The organism is Neisseria sp. P0008.S002 (genome assembly GCF_051962805.1).
GTDB lineage: Bacteria > Pseudomonadota > Gammaproteobacteria > Burkholderiales > Neisseriaceae > Neisseria > Neisseria perflava.
In genome coordinates, this window is sequence record NZ_JBQCUY010000005.1 from 207882 (window position 1) to 228441 (window position 20560).

Sequence of the window (20560 nt, forward strand, 5' to 3'; positions counted from 1 at the left end):
TAAAGGCCGTCTGAAAATACTTTAAGCCATAGTGCGGATATCGGTAAAGTAGCCGGTCACTGCGGCTGCGGCTGCCATGGCAGGGCTGACGAGGTGGGTGCGTCCGCCGTTGCCTTGACGGCCTTCAAAGTTACGGTTGGAAGTAGAGGCACAACGTTGTCCCGGGGTCAGGCGGTCGGCATTCATGGCGAGGCACATAGAGCAACCCGGCTCGCGCCATTCAAAACCGGCTTCTATAAACACTTCGTGCAAGCCTTCTTTTTCTGCCTGCTCTTTAACCAAACCGGAGCCGGGGACAATCAATACGCGTTGTACATTGTCCGCTTTTTTGCGGCCTTTGGCGATAGCGGCGGCTTCGCGCAAGTCTTCGATACGGCTGTTGGTGCAAGAACCGATAAAGACGATATCGACAGGGATTTCGTTTAATGGCGTACCGGCTTCCAAACCCATGTATTCAAGGGCGCGTTCCATGCCGCTGCGTTTGACCGGATCGGCTTCTTCGGCAGGATTAGGCACTTTGCCGCTGATGTCTAAAACCATTTCAGGCGAGGTGCCCCAAGTTACTTGAGGCTCGATGTCTTCGGCTTTGAAGTGGTATTCTTTATCAAATACGGCACCTTCGTCAGACACCAGCGTACGCCAGTACTCGACGGCTTTGTCCCACGCTTCGCCTTTAGGTGCGAAAGGTTTGCCTTTTACATAGTCGATGGTGGTTTGGTCGACGGCAACCATGCCTGAGCGCGCACCGGCTTCGATCGCCATATTGCACAAGGTCATGCGGCCTTCCATAGAAAGGCTGCGGATGGCTTCGCCGCCAAACTCGATGGCGTAGCCCGTACCGCCTGCCGTACCGATTTGGCCGATGATGTAAAGTGCCACGTCTTTGGCAGTAACACCGGGTTTCAGACGGCCTTCAACGGAAATCAGCATAGATTTGGATTTTTTTGCGGTAATGCACTGGGTCGCCATGGTGTGTTCGACTTCGGAAGTGCCGATACCGTGCGCCAATGCGCCGAATGCGCCGTGGGTAGAAGTGTGCGAGTCGCCACAAACGACGGTCATGCCGGGCAGGGTAGCGCCTTGCTCCGGGCCCATAACGTGCACGATGCCTTGGCCTTTATCCATAAACGGGAAGTAGGCGAGTGCGCCAAACTCTTTAATGTTTTTGTCCAAAGTATCGACTTGCAGTTTGGAAATCGGATCTTGGATACCTTTGTCCCAGTCGCCGGTCGGGGTGTTGTGGTCGGCTGTGGAGACCACGCTGTCGATACGCCAGAGTTTGCGGCCGGCCATTTTCAAGCCTTCAAATGCTTGCGGGCTGGTTACTTCGTGAACCAGGTGGCGGTCGATGTAAAGCAGGACAGTGCCGTCTTCTTCTTCGCGGACAACGTGGCTGTTCCAAAGTTTATCGTAAAGGGTTTGTGCGCTCATGATGAGTATTCTTTGCTATTGGTAGGTATGAATGATGGTTTGCGTTTATGGGCGGATTTTAGGCTTTTTATAGGGGCTGCGCAATAGAAATTTGTCCAATTTTTAAAATTTGTCGCAAAGTTTCAAAAACGCTTATCAAAAATTGGACAAATTGTAGAATTGTTAACAAAAAGATGCATCTTATCTGAAAGAATGCTTGTCGAAATGCACTAAAAAGTTCTATCATTCTCACTCAACATCCACACTTACCAAGAGGTATAGAGAATGAAATTACCGGTAATGGCTCCTGAGCATCTGACTCAATTACGGGAATTTGAGAAAAAAGTCCTTGCCAATCATGCCAAAATCGAAGCATGGTTCCGTTCGCATTGGAACGAACACCGTCCGCCGTTTTATGGCTCGGTTGACATCCGTAATGCCGGTTACAAAATTTCATCTATCGATATGAACCTGTTTCCGGGCGGCTTCAATAATTTGAATCCCAACTTTATCCCGCTGGCGGCGGTTGCCGCGCAAGATGCGGTACAGCGCGCATGTGAAACGGCAAAATCCGTATTGATTATTCCTGAAAACCACACGCGCAACACATTCTATCTGCAAAACGTTTACGCCCTCAGCGAGATTTTGCGTTCGGCAGGATACGAAGTGCGCTTGGGCAGCTTGAATCCTGAAGTGACTGAGCCAACCGAGTTTGAAACCGCATTAGGCAACAAAATTTTGCTTGAACCTTTATTGCGTACCCGTGAGCGTGTACATCTTGCCGACGGTTTCTCGCCTTGCGTTGTTTTGTTGAACAATGACTTGTCTGCGGGTGTTCCTGAAATCCTTAAAGGTATCAACCAAACCGTTTTGCCTCCATTGCACGGCGGCTGGACGACTCGCCGTAAAACCGAACATTTCGGCGCGTACAACCAAGTTGCTGCCGACTTTGCCAAGTTGGTTGATATCGACGAATGGCAAATCAATCCTTATTTTGAAAAAATCAGCGGTTTGGATTTCCAAGAGCGTGAAGGCGAGGATGCGTTGGCAGACGCGGTAGAACGCGTATTGGCGAAAATTCAAGCCAAATACGACGAATTGGGTATTGCCGACCAGCCTTTCGTTATTGTGAAAGCCGACGCAGGTACTTACGGTATGGGCGTGATGAGCGTTAAATCTGCGGATGAAGTGCGCGGCTTGAACCGTAAAAACCGCAACAAAATGGCGAAAGTCAAAGAAGGCTTGGAAGTTAGCGAAGTTATTGTCCAAGAAGGTATTTATACTTACGAAACCATGAACGGCGCCGTGTGCGAACCTGTCGTGTATATGATGGACCGTTTCGTAATCGGCGGCTTCTTCCGCGTACACGAAGGGCGCGGCGCAGACGAAAACCTCAATGCCGGCGGTATGGTATTTGTGCCACTGTCCAACAGCATTCCCACCGGCAGTGGCGACAATTCCCAAGAAGCGCCTGAAGCCTGCAAACGCGTATTTGAACAATGGGACTCGCTCGGTATGCCGCGCTCCGAAAAAGACTGCGACGTGGACAACGAACACAACCGCCTCTATGTTTACGGCGTAATGGCGCGCCTGTCCTTACTCGCCGCGGCATTAGAGTTGGAATAAACAGCGCCTCAAGCCTAATAAAACATTAATCAATGTCATCAGGCCGTCTGAAAATCAGTTTTCAGACGGCCTTTTCTGTCTGTACAATTCATTCTAACTAAAAAACATGATTTATTTTTATGAGCAAACCAGCCAATCCAATTGAGATAACCGACAATCTGCAAGACCAAACCATGCAGCGCAGCAATACCGACAATGCCCCGCGTTCTGCCATCCATCAAACTCTGTATTCCGCCGATACCTTTGTTCAGCATGATTATCTTGCCGGAAAAAACTTGCCTGATATTGCCCGCCCGCAAGAAGGTCAAATCAACTGGCTGCATTTTGTCGGCATCAATGATGTTGCCTTGCTCAAACACGCGCTTGAGCCTTACGGCATCCATGAGCTAGTTATTGAGGATATTCTCAGCCGCAAGCAGCGTCCGAAAATTGAAGATTACGGCAGCTATGTTTTTACTGCCGCACAGGTTTACCATTATACCTCCACGGGTAAGCTCTATTCCGATCAAGTGTATGTGATTATCGGCAAAGATTTTGTGTTGTCTTTCCAACAAAAACCGTTGGGCTTATTCAGCCATCTGCGCCGGCAGATGCACGAAAATCCGCACAATATTTTGAACAAAAATACAGCGTTTCTTGCTTATTGCCTGCTTGACCGTATTGTGGACGACTATTTCATCGTTTTGGAATCGTACAACAACCGTGTCGAAGCAATAGACAAGTCACTGTTTAAAAACGAAAACAGCGATATTCTCAGTAAGATTCATCGCCTCAAGCGAGATGCCGTCCGTCTGCGGCGCACGCTCTTACCATTGCGCGATGTGTTCTACCAACTGGCCGTACGCGGCGATTTTGCCATTTTCAAAGGCGAATCGACCGTCTATCTGCGCGACGTGTACGACCACAATATGCAGCTTATCGAGTCGCTTGATGCCTCGCGTGATATGGTGTTGAGCATGATGGATATTTATCTTTCCTTCCAATCCAACCGCATGAACCAGCAAATGCGCGTGTTGACGGTTATTACCATTATCTTTATGCCGCTGACCGTCATCACCGGCATCTATGGCATGAACTTCGACAATATGCCCGAGCTGCATTGGCATTACGGCTATTTCATGGTTTTGGGTGTGATGCTGTGCATTATTATCGGACTGCTGATTTTCTTCTCACGTAGAAAATGGCTGTAAACAGGAAGGCAATGGGTTGAAATTCAACGATTAAAAACGGTAGAATGATTTTGCACATGTGCAGTCTGAAGTTTTCAGACAATTTTAAAATAAATATCAAAAGGAGAATAAACGATGAAACCGGAACGCCAACTACCTTCCCATGAACTGATCATGTCCGAACTGATGATGCCTTATACGGCAAACTTCAGCGGCAATGTTCACGGCGGCGATCTTCTGCGCCTGCTCGACCAAGTGGCATATTCCTGCGCCTGCCGTTACAGCGGAACCTATTGCGTTACTCTGTCTGTTGATAAAGTATTGTTTAAAGAGCCTATTCATGTCGGCGAACTGGTAACCTTTTACGCTAGTATCAACTACACCGGCCGTACTTCTATGGAAGTCGGTATCCGTGTGGAGGCGCAAAACATCCACACTGGCGAAGTGCGTCATACCAACAGCTGCTACTTCACCATGGTTGCTGTTGAAGACGGTAAGCCGGTTCCTGTCCCACCTTTGGAAATCAATACACCGCGCCAACGCTGCCGTTATGAAAGGGCTAAAAAGCGTAAAGAGTTGAGTCTGCAGGCTGCGGACAAAGATTCTGGCTGTAACTAAATTAAATTTATTAAATAATGAAGGCCGTCTGAAACCCTGTTTCAGACGGCCTTCACGCAAAAGCCATAAACCGCTTGTTTTGTGGTAGAATCAACAAGATTTTTGCCATACGAAATTACAGATAATCATGACCGACGCAACCATCCGCAACGACCATAAATTTGCACTCGAAACCCTGCCTGTCAGCCTTGAAGACGAAATGCGCAAGAGCTACCTCGATTACGCCATGAGCGTGATTGTGGGCCGAGCCCTGCCGGATGTCCGCGACGGTCTCAAGCCGGTACACCGCCGCGTGTTGTACGCGATGCACGAGTTGAAAAACAACTGGAATTCCGCCTATAAAAAATCGGCGCGTATCGTCGGCGACGTTATCGGTAAATACCACCCTCACGGCGATACAGCCGTTTACGACACCATCGTCCGCATGGCACAAGACTTCTCCATGCGTTATGTACTGATCGACGGTCAGGGCAACTTTGGTTCTGTCGATGGCTTGGCCGCAGCAGCCATGCGTTATACCGAAATCCGCATGGAAAAAATTTCCCATGAAATGCTGGCGGATATTGAAGAAGAAACCGTTAATTTCGGCCCCAACTATGACGGCAGCGAACATGAGCCGCTGGTATTGCCGACCCGTTTTCCCGCGCTGTTAGTCAATGGTTCGTCCGGTATTGCCGTCGGTATGGCAACCAATATCCCGCCGCACAATTTGGGCGATACCATCAATGCCTGCCTGCGTTTGTTGGACGAGCCTGAAACTGAAATCGACGAGCTGATCAACATTATCCAAGCACCCGATTTCCCAACAGGCGCAACTATTTACGGCTTGAGCGGCGTGCGCGAAGGCTATAAAACCGGCCGCGGCCGCGTGGTAATGCGCGGTAAAACCCATATCGAGCCTATCGGTAAAAACGGCGAGCGCGAAGCCATTGTAATCGATGAAATCCCATATCAAGTAAACAAAGCCAAGCTGGTTGAGAAAATCGGCGAATTGGTACGCGAAAAAACGCTGGAAGGCGTATCCGACCTGCGCGACGAGTCCGACAAATCCGGTATGCGTGTCGTGATCGAATTGAAACGTAATGAAAATGCCGAAGTCGTTTTGAACCAACTCTACAAATTGACCCAGCTGCAAGACAGCTTCGGTATCAACATGGTGGCCTTGGTTGACGGCCAGCCGCGCTTGCTGAACCTGAAACAAATCCTGTCCGAATTCCTGCGCCACCGTCGCGAAGTCGTTACCCGCCGTACCTTGTTCCGCCTGAAAAAAGCGCGTCATGAAGGCCATATTGCCGAAGGTAAAGCAGTTGCTTTGTCCAATATCGACGAAATCATTCGTCTGATCAAAGAATCTGCCAATGCGCCGGAAGCCAAAGAAAAACTGCTGTCCCGCCCATGGCGCAGCAGCTTGGTTGAAGACATGCTCAGCCGTACGGATTTAGACCTGCAAATGATGCGCCCTGAAGGCTTGCCTGAAAATTTGGGTCTGCACAGTCAAGGCTATTACCTGAGCGAATTGCAAGCCGATGCCATCCTGCGCATGAGCCTGCGCAACCTGACCGGCCTTGATCAGGAAGAAATTGTCGGCGAATATAAAAACCTGATGAGCAAAATTATTGATTTCGTGGATATTCTTTCCAAACCTGAACGCGTTACCCAAATCATCCGCGAAGAATTGGCAGATATTAAAGCCAACTTCGGTGACGAGCGTCGCAGCGAAATCAATCCGTTTGGCGGCGATATTGCCGATGAAGACCTGATTCCGCAACGCGAAATGGTCGTTACCCTGACTCATGGCGGCTACATTAAAACCCAGCCGACTACCGATTATCAGGCGCAGCGTCGCGGCGGCCGCGGTAAACAGGCAGCGGCAACCAAAGACGAAGACTTTATCGAAACCCTGTTTGTTGCTAATACGCATGATTATTTGATGTGCTTCACCAATTTGGGCAAGTGCCATTGGATTAAAGTGTACAAACTTCCGGAAGGCGGTCGCAACAGCCGCGGTCGTCCGATTAACAACGTTATCCAATTGGAAGAAGGCGAAAAAGTCAGCGCCATCTTGGCCGTCCGCGAGTTCCCGGAAGACCAATACGTCTTCTTTGCCACCGCACAAGGCATGGTGAAAAAAGTCCAGCTGTCTGCGTTTAAAAACGTCCGCAGCCAAGGCATCAAAGCCATCGCGCTTAAAGAAGGCGATTACTTGGTCGGCGCAGCGCAAACCGGCGGTGCGGACGACATTATGTTGTTCTCCAACTTGGGCAAAGCCATCCGCTTTAACGAATATTGGGAAAAATCCGGTAACGATGAAGCAGAAGATGCAGATATCGAAACCGAAAACGAAGATTCAGACGGCCTGGATGATGAAAATGCCGAAAACGCATTACCAAGCGGCAAACACGGTGTCCGTCCGTCCGGTCGCGGCAGCGGCGGTTTGCGCGGTATGCGCCTGCCAGCCAATGGCAAGATTGTCAGCCTGATTACCTTCGCCCCTGAAGCCGAACAAAGCGATTTGCAAGTATTGACCGCTACTGCCAACGGCTATGGCAAACGCACCCCGATTGCCGATTACAGCCGTAAAAACAAAGGCGGACAAGGCAATATCGCCATCAATACCGGTGAGCGCAATGGCGATTTGGTTGCCGCGACTTTGGTCAGCGAAACCGACGACCTGATGCTGATTACCAGCGGCGGCGTCCTGATTCGTACCAAAGTTGAGCAAATCCGCGAGACCGGTCGTGCAGCCGCCGGTGTCCGCCTGATTAATCTGGATGAAGGTGAAACCTTGGTCAGCTTGGAGCGCGTGGCCGAAGAGGCTGAAGATGAAGCCCCTTTAGAAACCGATGCAGCTGAAAACCAAGTGGTAGAAGCTGAAGATACTCCGTCTCAAGAATCTTAAACGTCAATGAAAAAGGCCGTCTGAAAAGTTTTCAGACGGCCTGCTTATTCCAAAAGAAAATCCCGTGAGCGCAACCGAACCGTTCGATTTACCTCTTTTTCTGAAAAATCTGCCCAATCTGCCGGGCGTGTACCGTTTTTTTGACGAAGACAACAATGTTTTGTATGTCGGCAAAGCGGTCAATCTCAAGCGGCGCGTTTCCAGCTATTTCCAAAAAAACGACCATTCGCCGCGCATCGCATTGATGGTAAAACAGGTTCACCATATCGAAACCACCATCACGCGTTCCGAAGCCGAAGCACTGATTCTCGAAAACAACTTTATTAAAGCCTTGTCGCCGAAATACAATATTCTTTTCCGCGATGACAAAAGCTATCCTTATTTGATGCTCAGCGGCCATCAATATCCGCAAATGGCGTATTACCGCGGCACGCTGAAGAAACCAAATCAATATTTCGGCCCATATCCTAACAGCAACGCCGTGCGCGACAGCATTCAAGTGTTGCAAAAAGTCTTTATGCTGCGTACCTGCGAAGACAGCGTATTCGAGCACCGCGACCGTCCTTGCCTGCTTTACCAAATCAAACGCTGCACCGCGCCTTGTGTCGGACATATCAGCGAAGAAGATTATCGTGACAGCGTGCGTGAAGCTGCGACTTTCCTCAATGGCAAAACTGATGAATTGACTCGCACCCTGCAACACAAAATGCAGACCGCCGCTGCCAACCTGCAATTTGAAGAAGCTGCCCGCTACCGCGACCAAATCCAAGCACTCGGCATCATGCAGAGCAACCAGTTCATCGACAGTAAAAATCCGAACAATCCCAACGATATCGATTTGCTTGCGCTGGCGGTTTCAGACGGCCTGGTTTGCGTACACTGGGTCAGTATCCGAGGCGGACGGCATGTAGGCGATAAAAGCTTTTTCCCAGACACCAAAAACGATCCCAAGCCAAACGGACAAGATTACGCGGAAGCCTTCGTCGCCCAACATTATTTGGGCAAAAGCAAACCCGACATCATCATCAGCAACTTTCCCGTTCCCGATGCGCTGAAAGAGGCCTTGGAAGGCGAACACGGCAAGCAGATGCAATTTGTCACCAAGACCATAGGCGAACGCAAGGTCTGGCTGAAGATGGCGGAGCAAAACGCACAAATGGCGATTGCCCAACGCCGCCTGCAACAAAGCAGCCAGCAACACCGTATTGATGAACTGGCCAAAATCCTCGGCATGGATTCAGACGGCCTCAACCGCCTTGAATGTTTCGATATCAGCCACACGCAAGGCGAGGCTACTATTGCGTCCTGCGTTGTGTACGATGAGCAAAACATCCAGCCTTCGCAATACCGCCGCTACAACATCACGACCGCCAAACCCGGCGATGACTACGCCGCTATGCGCGAAGTGTTAACACGCCGTTACGGCAAAATGCAGGAAGCCGAAGCCAACGGTGAAAGCGTCAAATGGCCGGATGTTGTGTTGATTGACGGCGGCAAAGGGCAAATCGGCGTAGCCGTATCGGTATGGGAAGAACTCGGGCTGCACATTCCTTTGGTCGGTATTGCCAAAGGCCCCGAGCGCAAAGCCGGTATGGAAGAACTCATACTGCCTTTTACCGGCGAAGTCTTCCGCCTGCCACCCAACAGCCCGGCCTTGCATTTATTGCAAACCGTACGCGATGAATCGCACCGCTTTGCAATTACAGGCCACCGAAAAAAACGCGACAAAGCACGCGTTACTTCATCACTCAGCGAAATCCCCGGTATCGGCAGCAAACGCCGCCAAGCATTGCTTACCCGATTCGGCGGTCTGCGCGGTGTGATTGCAGCCAGCCGCGAGGACTTGGAAAAAGTGGAAGGCATCAGCAAAGCATTGGCGGAAACCATTTACGAGCATCTGCACTGATTGGCTTGAAGAGCAAAAAGGAACAATATGAAACCTGTCATCATTAAAAATATCGAGATCGGCAAAGGCCTGCCTAAAATTGCCGTGCCGCTGGTGGCTGCCAATACGCAGGAATTGGAGCAGGCTTTGCGCGTATTGAAAGAGACGGCTTTTGACATTATTGAATTTCGTGCGGATTTTTTTCAAGAAGCGCTTGATGCCGATTTTATTGCCGAGCAATTAGGCATCGCTCGACAGGCTTTTCCTGACAAGCCCTTGCTGTTTACGTTTAGAAGGGCGCAAGAGGGCGGCAACACGCCTTGTTCGGATGACTATTATTTTAAATTATTGGAAAAAATTGTCTGTTCCAAACAAGCCGATATTATCGACATCGAGCTTTTTGCCGAGAAAAGCGGCGTAAAACAAACCATTGCTTTGGCGCATGAGTATCAAACTGCCGCCTTACTTTGTAATCACGATTTCCAAGCCACGCCGTCTTTGGCAGACATTACAGGCCGTCTGAAAACAATGGCCGAGTGGGGCGCGGATATCTGCAAAATTGCCGTGATGCCGCAATCGTCGCAAGATGTATTGACCTTATTACAGGCTACATATGATGTTTCACAAATTATTGACCGCCCGATTATTACTATGTCTATGGGTAAAATCGGAGCCGTCAGCCGCTTGGCCGGCTCGACTTTCGGCTCGGCCGTTACCTTTGGTGCGGCACAAAAAACGTCGGCACCCGGCCAAATTGATGCTAATGAATTAAGGAAAATCTTGGCAATTTTGGGATAGTTTAATTATTAATATTCAAGGCCGTCTGAAAAATATTTTTCAGACGGCCTGATTTTTTTTAAATTTATTTCTTTTAATTTTAAATAAAATAGGTAACAATAGGTTTCCTATTTTAATAACCAGAGGAGAAATAAAATGACTACTACTAAAGAAAACCTGGCGAACCCAGGTCCAGTAGGCCTGTGTGGCTTTGCATTGACAACTTGGTTGCTCAGTCTGATTAACGGCGGCTTTTTTACTGCTCCAGAGGGTGTCGGCTTAGTTTTGGGCATGGCTCTCGCCTTTGGTGGTATCGCCCAAGTTATTGCTGGTATGTTTGAGTTCAAGAAAGGCAATACGTTCGGCTTTACCGCTTTTATCAGCTATGGCGCCTTCTGGTGGACATGGGCTTTGTTTACCATCTTTTTCAAAGGTGAAACCGCTCCGGCATTTATCGGCTGGTATCTTTGCGCATGGGGTATGTTTTCGCTGATGATGTTTGTGGCTACGTTGACCAAGCCTAAAGTATTGAGCGGTATTTTCTTTTTCTTGACACTGACTTTTTTTGCTTTGGGTATTGGCGATGGCATGGAAAATCATAGCATCGTCCATATCGGCGGTTGCTTAGGCTTGGTAACTGCACTTGGTGCGTTCTACTTGGCAGCGGCAGAGGTTATCAATGAATCTTTCGGCCGTACTGTTTTGCCGGTTGGCGAACGTAAATAAGGTTGCTTAAACAAAATGCCGTCTGAACGGTGGAAATGAAATCAAAGATTTCGGCCACAATGTTCAGACGGCATTTTTTATTTGTCTTCAAATAAATCGACATCAAATAAATCCGGCTCTTTAATTCGCTCTCGACAATCAAGCTTGATGTCTTCAGTAACTCGGCAGCAGCACGGCAAAATTTCTCCGGGCGCGACAAAAGCGAGCGGAAAATTATCATAAGAGACTTTTCCATCCAAGATTTTAACCCGGCATGAACCGCAATAGCCGCTGCGACATTGGTATTCAACCTCGTGTCCGGTGCGCTCCAAGCCCTCCAATAAGGTTTCACCTTGTTGGAGTTGGAAGGTTTTGTCGTGTGTGCTGATGAGTGCCATATGATTTGTTTGGATTGGAAAGGCCGTCTGAAACGGTGTAAAGACGAAATCAAAGATTTCTGCCACACCGTTCAGACGGCCCTGATCATAAAACCGAATATTCGATTACAGCTCGAAATCGCCCAAATCGTCGGCATTGACTTCCGAATCAATCTGACCAATCAGGTAAGAGGAAATTTCCACCTCCTGCGGCGCAACCTGTACATTGTCAGAAGACAGCCATGCGTTAATCCAAGGGATCGGATTTTGGGTTGCACCTTCAAATCCGGCAGGAAGGCCAACCGCCTGCATACGCAGATTGGTAATGTATTCAACGTATTGAGCCAAAATTTCTTTGTTCAGGCCAATCATTGAGCCGTCTTTAAACAGATAGGCCGCCCATTCTTTTTCCTGCTCGGCTGCTTTTTTGAAGAGGTTGAAGCACTCGTCCTGCAATTCATTCGCAATTTCAGCCATTTCAGGATCATCGGCACCGGCACGCATCAGGTTGAGCATATGCTGGGTGCTGGTCAAATGCAGGGCTTCGTCACGAGCAATCAGCTTGATGATTTTGGCGTTGCCTTCCATCAATTCGCGCTCGGCAAAGGCGAACGAGCAGGCGAATGAAACGTAGAAGCGGATGGCTTCCAATACGTTGACGCACATCAGGCAGAGATAGAGTTTTTTCTTCAACTCGCGCAAAGATACGGTAACAAGCTTGCCGCCGACATTGTGCGTGCCTTCGCCCAGCAGATTGTAATACTGGGTGTATTCAATCAAATCATCGTAATAGCAGGCAATGTCTTCAGCACGGGCGATGATGTATTTGTTTTGCACAATATCATCGAACACGACCGAAGGATCATTCACGATATTACGGATGATATGAGTGTAGCTGCGCGAGTGAATGGTTTCGCTGAAGCTCCACGTTTCAATCCAAGTTTCCAGCTCGGGAATAGACACCAAAGGCAAGAACGCAACATTTGGGCTGCGGCCTTGGATCGAATCGAGCAGAGTTTGGTATTTCAGATTGCTGATGAAAATATGTTTTTCGTGTTCGGGCAAGTTCGCATAGTCGATACGGTCGCGCGACACGTCGATTTCTTCCGGACGCCAGAAGAAAGACAATTGTTTTTCGATCAGTTTTTCAAATACTTCGTATTTCTGCTGGTCATAACGGGCGACATTTACCGGTTGACCAAAAAACATCGGCTCTTTCAGCGCGTCGTTTTTGGTTTTGGAAAAGGTGCTGTATGACATGGTTAGGTGTTCGCAGGACATAATGTCTCTCTTTTTAAAAATTAGTCGACTTTTCTATTAATTGTTAATTCACCATATGAAACATGTTGAATTTTATCAATAAAGTGCCATCCTAAAATAGCGAAGACTAAAAGAACACTAATAAATACATAAAATTTATATTCAGCTAAGAATGACCAAATGGCATCCATATTTTTCCTTTTCTGGAAAATAACAACTTAGCTTCATATAGTAGTAGGTTTTAATTTAAGAAAATCCTTAAAGCCTTCTACTATCTAGAAGCCTTGGATATATTTCAAAAATCAGCCTATTTTAAATCTTACAAGCCCCGCCCGAACAGCCGTCATCTTGAATATCGGTCTGCGTATCGTCTGCGCCATCACGGGTGTTGTGGTAGTACAGGGTTTTGACGCCGTATTTATAGGCGGTCAGCAGGTCTTTGAGCATTTGTTTCATGGAAACTTTGCTGCCTTCAAATTTGTTCGGGTCGTAGGCGGTATTGGCGGAAATCGATTGATCGACAAATTTTTGCATTACACCGACGAGTTTCAGGTAGCCTTCGTTACCCGGAAGCTGCCACAGGGTTTCGTAGGCATCTTTCAGGGTTTCAAATTCCGGTACGACTTGTTTCAAAATACCGTCTTTTGATGCTTTAACGCTGACCAGGCCACGTGGAGGCTCGATGCCGTTGGTGGCGTTGGCAATTTGCGAGCTGGTTTCAGACGGCATGAGTGCGGTCAGGGTAGAGTTGCGCAGGCCGTATTTGACGATGCCAGCGCGCAGGCTTTCCCAGTCGTAATGCAAAGGCTCGCTGCACACGGCGTCCAAGTCTTTTTTGTAGGTGTCGATAGGCAGTTTGCCTTGCGAATAAACGGTTTGGTTGAAGAGCGGGCATGCGCCGTATTCTTTGGCAAGGTTTACCGATGCTTTGAGCAGGTAATACTGCATGGCTTCAAAGGTACGGTGGGTCAGGCCGAGCGCGGAATCGTCGCTGTAACGTACGCCGTTTTTCGCCAGATAGTAGGCGTAGTTGATGACGCCGATACCAAGCGTGCGGCGGTTCATGGTTGCGGTGCGTGCTGCTGCAACCGGATAGTCTTGATAATCCAACAGGGCATCAAGTGCGCGTACGGTCAAATCGGCAAGCTCTTCCAGTTCGTCCAAGTTGTTCAATGCGCCCAAGTTGAAGGCAGACAAGGTACACAAGGCAATTTCGCCGTTCGGATCGTTGATGTTATCCAAAGGCTTGGTCGGCAGGGCGATTTCCATACACAAGTTGGACTGATGAACAGGCGCAACGTGTGGATCAAACGGGCTGTGCGTGTTGCAGTGGTCAACGTTTTGGATGTAGATTCGACCGGTACCGGCGCGCTCCTGCATCAGGGTAGAGAACAATTCTGTTGCCGGCAAAGTACGTTTGCGGATGTTTGGATCTTGCTCGTATTGAGTGTAGAGGCGCTCGAATTCGTCTTGATCGGCGAAGAAGGCATCATACAAACCCGGAACTTCATTCGGCGAGAACAGGGTAATATTGCCGCCTTTGATCAAGCGGGTGTACAGCAGACGGTTGATTTGCACGCCGTAGTCCAGTTGGCGGATACGGTTGTCTTCTACGCCGCGGTTGTTTTTCAATACCAACAGGCTTTCGGCTTCGATGTGCCACAATGGGTAGAACAAGGTTGCCGCGCCACCGCGTACGCCGCCTTGCGAGCAGGATTTAACCGCCGCTTGGAACATTTTGAAGAATGGGATACAACCGGTGTGTTGTGCTTCGCCGCCACGGATTTCACTACCCAAGCCACGGATACGGCCGGCGTTGATGCCGATGCCTGCTCGTTGGGAAACGTATTTCACAATCGCGCTGGTGGTGGCGTTGATGGAGTCAAGGCTGTCGTCGCATTCAATCAACACGCAGCTTGAGAATTGACGGGTAGGCGTACGCACACCGCTCATGATAGGTGTAGGCAGCGATACTTTGAATGTGGAAACGGCGTCGTAAAAGCGTTTGACGTAATCCAAACGGGTCTCTTTCGGATATTTGCTGAAGAGACACATGGCGACCAAAATATATAAGAACTGCGGCGTTTCATAAATTTGGCGGGTAACGCGGTTTTGAACCAGATATTTGCCTTCCAGCTGTTTTACGGCAGCATAAGAGAAGGTCATATCGCGGCTGTGGTCAATATAGGCATTCAGCTCGTCGAATTCTTCGCGGCTGTAATCTGCGATGATGTGGCGGTCGTATTTGCCTGCTTCGGTCAGTTTTTTAACGTGATCGTAGAGGTGAGGCGGCTCGAATTCGCCATAAGCGATTTTACGCAGATGGAAAATGGCGAGGCGGGCAGCCAGATATTGATAATCGGGCGTATCTTGTGAGATTAGGTCGGCCGCGGCCTTGATGATGGTTTCATGGATATCGTCGGTACGGATACCGTTGTAAAACTGAATATGAGATTTGAGCTCGACTTGCGATACGGAGACGTTTTGTAAGCCTTCTGCCGCCCAAGTAACAACACGGTGGATTTTGTCTAAATTGATATCTTCCAAGCGTCCGTCGCGTTTGGTTACTTTAATATTCGTTGCTGCATTCATTGTTCAGTCTTCCCATTAAAAAACACAAGATACGGTATGTGATTGCTTTGAACGGCACAATATAATGTATTTTTCTTTGTTTAACTAGACTTGACAATGCGCTTTTTTCGGGGTGTGGATTAGGGGATGGGAGGCTTAAACTAGATTTTATGTGGCTTTGTGGCGATTTGGCATTATTTTGCGTTTGCATCACATTTGGCCAGACATTGGCTAGAGGCTTATGAAATAAAGAAATTTATATTCAGGTTTCGTCTAAATGGAAGGAGTGTTAAATTTTGCAAAGCAAGTAGTATGATGTAGTAATTAACCACATTTTTGTCATGTAAAAAATGGGCGTTTTGCCGATGCCCTGGCGAAACATATAATGGAAAAACTATTTAGGAGGCGAATCATGTTAATGTTGAAAAATTTAGGTTCCGCACTGGCGGCGGTTGCCGTATTGAGCTTGGATACTTATTCTGCCGAAGCGGCGGCCAAACCGCATGGCCATCATGTGAGCAAACACCAACAGGCGAAGAAAAACAAATTGCATCCTGCTTGTAAGAGATACCTTGAGCGCCGTGCCGCTTGGTATCGCTACAAAGGCAACAAGGCCGAATTGAGGGAAAACCGTAAAGCGGCAAAAGCATTCCGCGGTTTGCCTTATGCCGAGCAAAAAATTCAATGCCAAGCTGCTTATCAGGCATTTGATGATTTTGATCACGGTAAATTCCGCCGCCGTTAATCATCTGATTTAAACAAAGGCCGTCTGAAACATTCAGACGGCCTTTGATATTTATTTCTCAACAATGATTTTGTTTTCGGCTTGAGGCTCGTATTGTGTGGATTCATCACCGTAATACAATACGCCCAGCTTGATGGGGATGCGGCCTTGCGATTTGCGGTGGGCATTGGAGTCACGCAGGGAGTAGGCGCAACCGCAATATTCTTGTTGGTAGAAATGCTCACGCTTGCTGATTTCAATCATGCGTGCGCTGCCGCCGCCTTTGCGCCAGTTAAAATCCCAATAAACCAAGTCATCATACGGCTCGGCGGCGCGATGGCCGCAGCCGTTGATCTGTTTCATGTCTTTCCAGCGTGAAATGCCCAGTGAGCTGGTGAAAACATGGAAGCCGTTTTCATGGGCGTATTGCGCCGCTTTTTCAAAACGCATATCGAAACACATGGTGCAGCGGATACCGCGTTCGGGTTCAAATTCCATGCCTTTGGCTTTGGCAAACCATTCTTTGCGGTCGTTTTCGTAGTCGTCGTCTTTATCGACAAAAGGGATGCCGAATTTGTCCGCAAAGCGCATGTTTTCTTCTTTGCGCAACATATATTCTTTGTGCGGATGGATATTGGGGTTGTAAAAATAAATGGTGTAGTCGATGCCGCTGGCAAGCATGGCTTCCATCACTTCGCCGGAACATGGGGCGCAGCAGGAATGCAGCAGGACTTTTTTATGGCCGCCCGGTGGAACGAGGATGGGGCGGTCAATATCGGTAACGATGGGAGTGTTTAATTCGGTCATGGTTGGATTCTATTTATTGTTAAGTGTTTCAGACGGCCTTGGGTATCGAGGCCGTCTGAAATATAAGATGAAGCAGATATTTTAACAGAGCTGTACTTTATGGAACAGTTTGCTACTGCTTTTTCTTTTCGTTCAATGGCTTGAACTCTTGCGCATCCGGAGGCGGGGCTGCGAAGATGGTGTCTGGATTGGGGTGTGCCGCAAATTCTGCCAGCAGGTTGCGATAGTCCAGCGACTGCTTCATCAGTTCGGCTGCGGCGGTACGCAGGTTGTCCACATCTTCCGGTGGCAGATAAAAACTGGTCGGAATGTTCAATACTTTTTCCCTCAACTCGGAAGGAGGGAGGTCTTTGAGGTTGAGGCTGACGAAGGAGAAGCTGATGCCGTCGGTTTGTTTGTCTTTATTCCACTGATCGACGAAGGCACGGAAACGGCGCAGGGATTCTTGCGAGTTTTGGTCGATGGGGATATTGACGATGGAGGAGACGACGTCGCGGAAACCGGGAACGGCCGCGGTTTTGTCCAAATTGCTGCTGACTTGGTTTTGCGCATTGACGTTGATGACGACGATATGGCGGATGTTGTTTTGCAGGATTTTGTTTGTCAGGATTTTTTCCGGGTACATTTCCGTCATATCCAAAAGGCTGCGCATACCCAGATTGTCGGTCAGGCCGCCGTCTATCAGGTGGATGTAGGGTCGGTTTTTCCCGTCTGCGTATTTTTGGAAGCGCTCGTAAAATTCTTTTATGGTGCGGCTTTGTTGTCTGCCTGTTTCGCTGTCGTCTGCATCTTCGATTTTGATCGGCGGCGTGTAGCTGCAGCGTCCGCCGTTGTTGTTTAGGGTAATCGGTGCAAATACCATAGGCACGGAGCTTGAAGCTGCAACGGCGCGGGCAAGTCGCAAGTCGCCCAAGTCGATACACATCGGGTCGAAATATTCCTGCGTGAAATTGAAACGCTCGCCTATGCCCATATCGGTGGCGGAAATGATGGCAAACGGGCCCTTGGCATTTTTTTCCAAATCGCGGAAAGTGGTTTTGCCGAAAAGGTAGTTTTCAAACTGCTCCTGCAACAGATCGCCGCGTCCGTATTCAGGCGAGGCCAGTCGGGGCAGATTGGACATGGAGAATGCCTGTTTGACGACTTGGCGTTGGAAGTTTTGGTGTAGGAAACGTTTATAAAACAAGGGAATGGTTTCTTTGCCCTTGAGTGCAAAATAAGCCGCCAAAACCGAGCCGCCAAATACGCCAACAACGACATCGACGTTGGACAGCAAGGATTTTCTTTTGCCGCCGATGGTTACCTGCTGCTGGTTGAGCTGTTCTAAAACGCCGTAACCCAACGCCGCCGCACGTGTTCCTCCGCCTGAAAACATGACGACAATTAAGGTATCGTCATCGTCTTCCCGCTGGAGTTTGCTGGTTTCAAAGCGGTAGCCTTGCTTCAAATCGACTGCATCAATACCGGCAACGGGTTGGTATTTCACCAAGGAGCAGGCGGATAACAGGGCGAGAGAAAGTATGGAAAGCGTGGATTTGAGCTGGAATTTCGGCATAAAGTCAACAAAATCGGAAAATTATTGAAAACGGATTATAAAGGTTTTCAGGCGTTGTTCACAGAAGCAGGCCTTTCAGACGGCCTTTTATGTCGATTTTCCGTTATAATCGACACAATCTTTATCTTTCCAAACCCTTATGGCGCAACCGAACCGCATCAACCACGAACCTGTCTTTCTGCTTGCTTCCGGCCCTTGGCGCGAGAGCAGCTTGTGGGTGGAGGCCTTCAGCCGCCGTTATGGACGTGTGGCTTTGTTGGCCAGAAGCGCACGCAAACGGCAAAGCGAGTTGCGTGGCGTGTTGGTGCCGTTTGTGCCGGTGAGCGCGTCTTGGTATGGTTCGCAAGAGTTGAAGACTCTGCATCGCGCCGAATGGATAGGCGGTTGGCCGCAGCCGCAGGGTAGGGCTTTGTTCAGCGGATTGTATGTGAACGAGCTGATGCTGAAGTTGACCGTCCGCGAAGACCCGTTGCCCGAGCTTTATGATGTTTTGGCGGAAACCATGAAAACCATCTGTTGCGAGGCCAACCATATTGCCGCTTTGCGCCGTTTTGAATGGACGCTGCTGACACGCTTGGGCTTTGCCCCCGATTTGTTCCATGACGGCAACGGCAATGAAATCAACGGCGAAGAAACTTATTGGCTCACACCTGAAGAGGCTGTGGTTCCCCTGGCCGAGGCCGACCGTTTCCATGCGCTCAATAAGGGCGTTGCCGTATTGGGCGCGACGTTAATCGATTTGAGGGAAGGCAGTTTTGTTCATCAGGAAAGTCTGGGGCAGGCTTTGAAAGTGACGCGGCTTTTGATTGACAATCTTCTGCCCGAGGGCATCAAGTCTCGGCAGGTTTTGCAGCAGTTGCAGCAGTTTGGCTTGGGCAGTTGAATTTTTTAGACGGCCTTTGATATGAGAAGGTTCAGGCCGTCTGAAACCTTAAAGAAAGGACTTTATTATGTTGTTAGGCGTAAACATCGACCATATTGCCACCGTCCGCAATGCGCGCGGTACGATTTATCCCAGCCCTGTCGAAGCGGCGCTGATTGCGGAAACCCACGGTGCAGATTTGATTACCATGCACTTGCGTGAAGACCGCCGCCATATTAAAGATGCGGACGTGTTCGCCGTTAAAAACGCCATCCGCACGCGCCTGAATTTGGAAATGGCGTTGACGGAAGAAATGCTGGAAAACGCGCTTAACGTCATGCCGGAAGATGTGTGCCTCGTGCCTGAAAAACGTCAAGAAGTAACCACCGAAGGCGGTTTGGACGTATTGGCGCAACAGGATAAAGTGGCTGAGTTCACTAAAATCCTGACTGACGCAGGCATCCGCGTGTCCTTGTTTATCGATGCCGACAACGCGCAAATCCAAGCCGCTTATGATGTCGGCGTGCCCGTTATCGAGTTGCACACCGGTGCATATGCCGATGCGCACAGCCACGCCGAGCAAATGAAACAATTCGAGCGCATTCAAAACGGCGCGCATTACGCCAGCGATTTGGGTTTGGTCGTCAACGCCGGACACGGCCTGACCATTCACAACGTAACGCCGATTGCCCAAATTCTCGCCATCCGCGAATTGAATATCGGCCATTCGCTGATTTCCCAAGCACTCTTCCTCGGCCTGCCTGAAGCGGTCCGCCAAATGAAGGAAGTCATGTTCAGGGCCAGAATGCTGCCTTAAGGGCATCAGCCATACCGGCTAAGGCAATTTGCTTGGGCCGGTAGCCGCATTTTCAGACGGCCTGACTATTTAAACAAGGAGCAGACCCATGATTTACGGAATCGGTACAGACATTGTTTCCCTCAAACGCATTATCCGCCTGAACAAAAAATTCGGACTGGCATTTGCGCAACGCATTCTCAGCCCGGAAGAGCTGTTGGAATTTCCGCAGGCAGGCAAACCGGTCAACTATCTTGCCAAACGCTTTGCCGCCAAAGAGGCTTTTGCCAAAGCCGTCGGTACGGGCATACGCGGCGTGGTGTCTTTCCGCAATATCGGTGTCGGACATGACGCATTGGGCAAGCCTGAATTGTTTTTTGCACCGGCTTTAACCAAATGGCTGGAAGAACAGGGCATCCGAAGCTGCCATCTCAGTATGAGCGATGAAGAGGATACTGTCATGGCTTTTGTCGTTGCGGAAAAATAAGGCCGGATTTTAGTATTCTGAAATAGAGCATC

General features: G+C 49.1%; 17 protein-coding genes. 11 read left to right on the plus strand and 6 right to left on the minus strand.

Features of this window, described 5'->3' with window-relative positions:
• Positions 1-21: 21 nt before the first annotated feature.
• A complete protein-coding gene (leuC, locus tag ACTHSA_RS07530) occupies positions 22-1431 on the minus strand; it encodes a 3-isopropylmalate dehydratase large subunit (RefSeq protein ID WP_049335217.1) in 1410 nt (469 codons plus the stop codon).
• 264 nt (positions 1432-1695) lie between these two features.
• Here leuC and gshA point away from each other — a divergent pair, with 264 nt between their 5' ends.
• From gshA to ACTHSA_RS07565, 7 genes are all read left to right on the plus strand, one after another.
• Complete coding sequence (gene gshA, locus ACTHSA_RS07535) at positions 1696-3036, plus strand: glutamate--cysteine ligase (RefSeq protein ID WP_440378848.1); 1341 nt, start codon at positions 1696-1698, stop codon at positions 3034-3036.
• Positions 3037-3155: 119 nt separating this feature from the next.
• The gene (corA, locus tag ACTHSA_RS07540; protein WP_107697342.1) at positions 3156-4226 is read left to right on the plus strand and encodes a magnesium/cobalt transporter CorA; all 1071 of its coding nucleotides are present in this window, start codon (positions 3156-3158) and stop codon (positions 4224-4226) included.
• Positions 4227-4340: 114 nt separating this feature from the next.
• Positions 4341-4823 carry an acyl-CoA thioesterase gene (locus ACTHSA_RS07545; protein ID WP_049351048.1) on the plus strand — a complete coding sequence of 161 codons (483 nt, stop codon included), beginning with the start codon at positions 4341-4343 and terminating at the stop codon, positions 4821-4823.
• A gap of 127 nt (positions 4824-4950) precedes the next feature.
• The gene (gene gyrA / locus ACTHSA_RS07550) at positions 4951-7722 is read left to right on the plus strand and encodes a DNA gyrase subunit A (RefSeq protein WP_440378849.1); all 2772 of its coding nucleotides are present in this window, start codon (positions 4951-4953) and stop codon (positions 7720-7722) included.
• Positions 7723-7786: 64 nt separating this feature from the next.
• Positions 7787-9628 carry an excinuclease ABC subunit UvrC gene (gene uvrC, locus ACTHSA_RS07555; RefSeq protein ID WP_049343579.1) on the plus strand — a complete coding sequence of 614 codons (1842 nt, stop codon included), beginning with the start codon at positions 7787-7789 and terminating at the stop codon, positions 9626-9628.
• 27 nt (positions 9629-9655) lie between these two features.
• Entirely contained in the window at positions 9656-10405 is a 750-nt protein-coding gene (gene aroD, locus ACTHSA_RS07560; protein ID WP_049343577.1) for a type I 3-dehydroquinate dehydratase, read from the plus strand.
• 135 nt (positions 10406-10540) lie between these two features.
• The gene (locus ACTHSA_RS07565; RefSeq protein WP_314590016.1) at positions 10541-11110 is read left to right on the plus strand and encodes an acetate uptake transporter; all 570 of its coding nucleotides are present in this window, start codon (positions 10541-10543) and stop codon (positions 11108-11110) included.
• Positions 11111-11187: 77 nt separating this feature from the next.
• Here the strand turns inward: ACTHSA_RS07565 and yfaE are convergent, their stop codons facing one another.
• The 3 genes from yfaE to nrdA form a co-directional block, all read right to left on the minus strand.
• Entirely contained in the window at positions 11188-11487 is a 300-nt protein-coding gene (yfaE, locus tag ACTHSA_RS07570) for a class I ribonucleotide reductase maintenance protein YfaE (RefSeq protein WP_003686421.1), read from the minus strand.
• Between the two features lie 105 nt (positions 11488-11592).
• Positions 11593-12726: a class Ia ribonucleoside-diphosphate reductase subunit beta gene (gene nrdB, locus ACTHSA_RS07575; protein WP_107831932.1), complete on the minus strand. Its 1134-nt coding sequence runs from the start codon at positions 12724-12726 to the stop codon at positions 11593-11595.
• A 312-nt stretch (positions 12727-13038) separates the two neighbouring features.
• Positions 13039-15318, minus strand: coding sequence for a class 1a ribonucleoside-diphosphate reductase subunit alpha (nrdA, locus tag ACTHSA_RS07580; RefSeq protein WP_004520361.1), 2280 nt, complete (start codon positions 15316-15318; stop codon positions 13039-13041).
• Positions 15319-15709: 391 nt separating this feature from the next.
• Between nrdA and ACTHSA_RS07585 the strand changes: the two genes are divergently transcribed.
• The gene (locus ACTHSA_RS07585) at positions 15710-16042 is read left to right on the plus strand and encodes a stress response protein (protein WP_440368488.1); all 333 of its coding nucleotides are present in this window, start codon (positions 15710-15712) and stop codon (positions 16040-16042) included.
• Positions 16043-16093: 51 nt separating this feature from the next.
• Here the strand turns inward: ACTHSA_RS07585 and ACTHSA_RS07590 are convergent, their stop codons facing one another.
• Both ACTHSA_RS07590 and ACTHSA_RS07595 read right to left on the minus strand, forming a co-directional pair.
• A complete protein-coding gene (locus tag ACTHSA_RS07590) occupies positions 16094-16828 on the minus strand; it encodes an epoxyqueuosine reductase QueH (protein WP_004464372.1) in 735 nt (244 codons plus the stop codon).
• Positions 16829-16940: 112 nt separating this feature from the next.
• The gene (locus tag ACTHSA_RS07595; protein WP_440378850.1) at positions 16941-18383 is read right to left on the minus strand and encodes a patatin-like phospholipase family protein; all 1443 of its coding nucleotides are present in this window, start codon (positions 18381-18383) and stop codon (positions 16941-16943) included.
• Between the two features lie 139 nt (positions 18384-18522).
• Here ACTHSA_RS07595 and recO point away from each other — a divergent pair, with 139 nt between their 5' ends.
• From recO to acpS, 3 genes are all read left to right on the plus strand, one after another.
• Positions 18523-19266 (plus strand): DNA repair protein RecO, encoded by a 744-nt coding sequence (gene recO / locus ACTHSA_RS07600; RefSeq protein ID WP_440367999.1) that lies wholly within the window; start codon positions 18523-18525, stop codon positions 19264-19266.
• A gap of 67 nt (positions 19267-19333) precedes the next feature.
• A complete protein-coding gene (gene pdxJ / locus ACTHSA_RS07605; RefSeq protein WP_440368000.1) occupies positions 19334-20062 on the plus strand; it encodes a pyridoxine 5'-phosphate synthase in 729 nt (242 codons plus the stop codon).
• A gap of 88 nt (positions 20063-20150) precedes the next feature.
• Positions 20151-20528 carry a holo-ACP synthase gene (gene acpS, locus ACTHSA_RS07610; protein WP_440378851.1) on the plus strand — a complete coding sequence of 126 codons (378 nt, stop codon included), beginning with the start codon at positions 20151-20153 and terminating at the stop codon, positions 20526-20528.
• The last annotated feature ends 32 nt before the right edge of the window (positions 20529-20560 follow it).

Coding starts and splice junctions, on each gene's coding strand:
- leuC (WP_049335217.1), bottom strand. CDS start 1,431: ATGAGCGCACAAACCCTTTACGATAAACTTTGGAACAGCCACGTTGTC.
- gshA (WP_440378848.1), top strand. CDS start 1,696: ATGAAATTACCGGTAATGGCTCCTGAGCATCTGACTCAATTACGGGAA.
- corA (WP_107697342.1), top strand. CDS start 3,156: ATGAGCAAACCAGCCAATCCAATTGAGATAACCGACAATCTGCAAGAC.
- ACTHSA_RS07545 (WP_049351048.1), top strand. CDS start 4,341: ATGAAACCGGAACGCCAACTACCTTCCCATGAACTGATCATGTCCGAA.
- gyrA (WP_440378849.1), top strand. CDS start 4,951: ATGACCGACGCAACCATCCGCAACGACCATAAATTTGCACTCGAAACC.
- aroD (WP_049343577.1), top strand. CDS start 9,656: ATGAAACCTGTCATCATTAAAAATATCGAGATCGGCAAAGGCCTGCCT.
- ACTHSA_RS07565 (WP_314590016.1), top strand. CDS start 10,541: ATGACTACTACTAAAGAAAACCTGGCGAACCCAGGTCCAGTAGGCCTG.
- yfaE (WP_003686421.1), bottom strand. CDS start 11,487: ATGGCACTCATCAGCACACACGACAAAACCTTCCAACTCCAACAAGGT.
- nrdB (WP_107831932.1), bottom strand. CDS start 12,726: ATGTCATACAGCACCTTTTCCAAAACCAAAAACGACGCGCTGAAAGAG.
- nrdA (WP_004520361.1), bottom strand. CDS start 15,318: ATGAATGCAGCAACGAATATTAAAGTAACCAAACGCGACGGACGCTTG.
- ACTHSA_RS07585 (WP_440368488.1), top strand. CDS start 15,710: ATGTTAATGTTGAAAAATTTAGGTTCCGCACTGGCGGCGGTTGCCGTA.
- ACTHSA_RS07590 (WP_004464372.1), bottom strand. CDS start 16,828: ATGACCGAATTAAACACTCCCATCGTTACCGATATTGACCGCCCCATC.
- ACTHSA_RS07595 (WP_440378850.1), bottom strand. CDS start 18,383: ATGCCGAAATTCCAGCTCAAATCCACGCTTTCCATACTTTCTCTCGCC.
- recO (WP_440367999.1), top strand. CDS start 18,523: ATGGCGCAACCGAACCGCATCAACCACGAACCTGTCTTTCTGCTTGCT.
- pdxJ (WP_440368000.1), top strand. CDS start 19,334: ATGTTGTTAGGCGTAAACATCGACCATATTGCCACCGTCCGCAATGCG.
- acpS (WP_440378851.1), top strand. CDS start 20,151: ATGATTTACGGAATCGGTACAGACATTGTTTCCCTCAAACGCATTATC.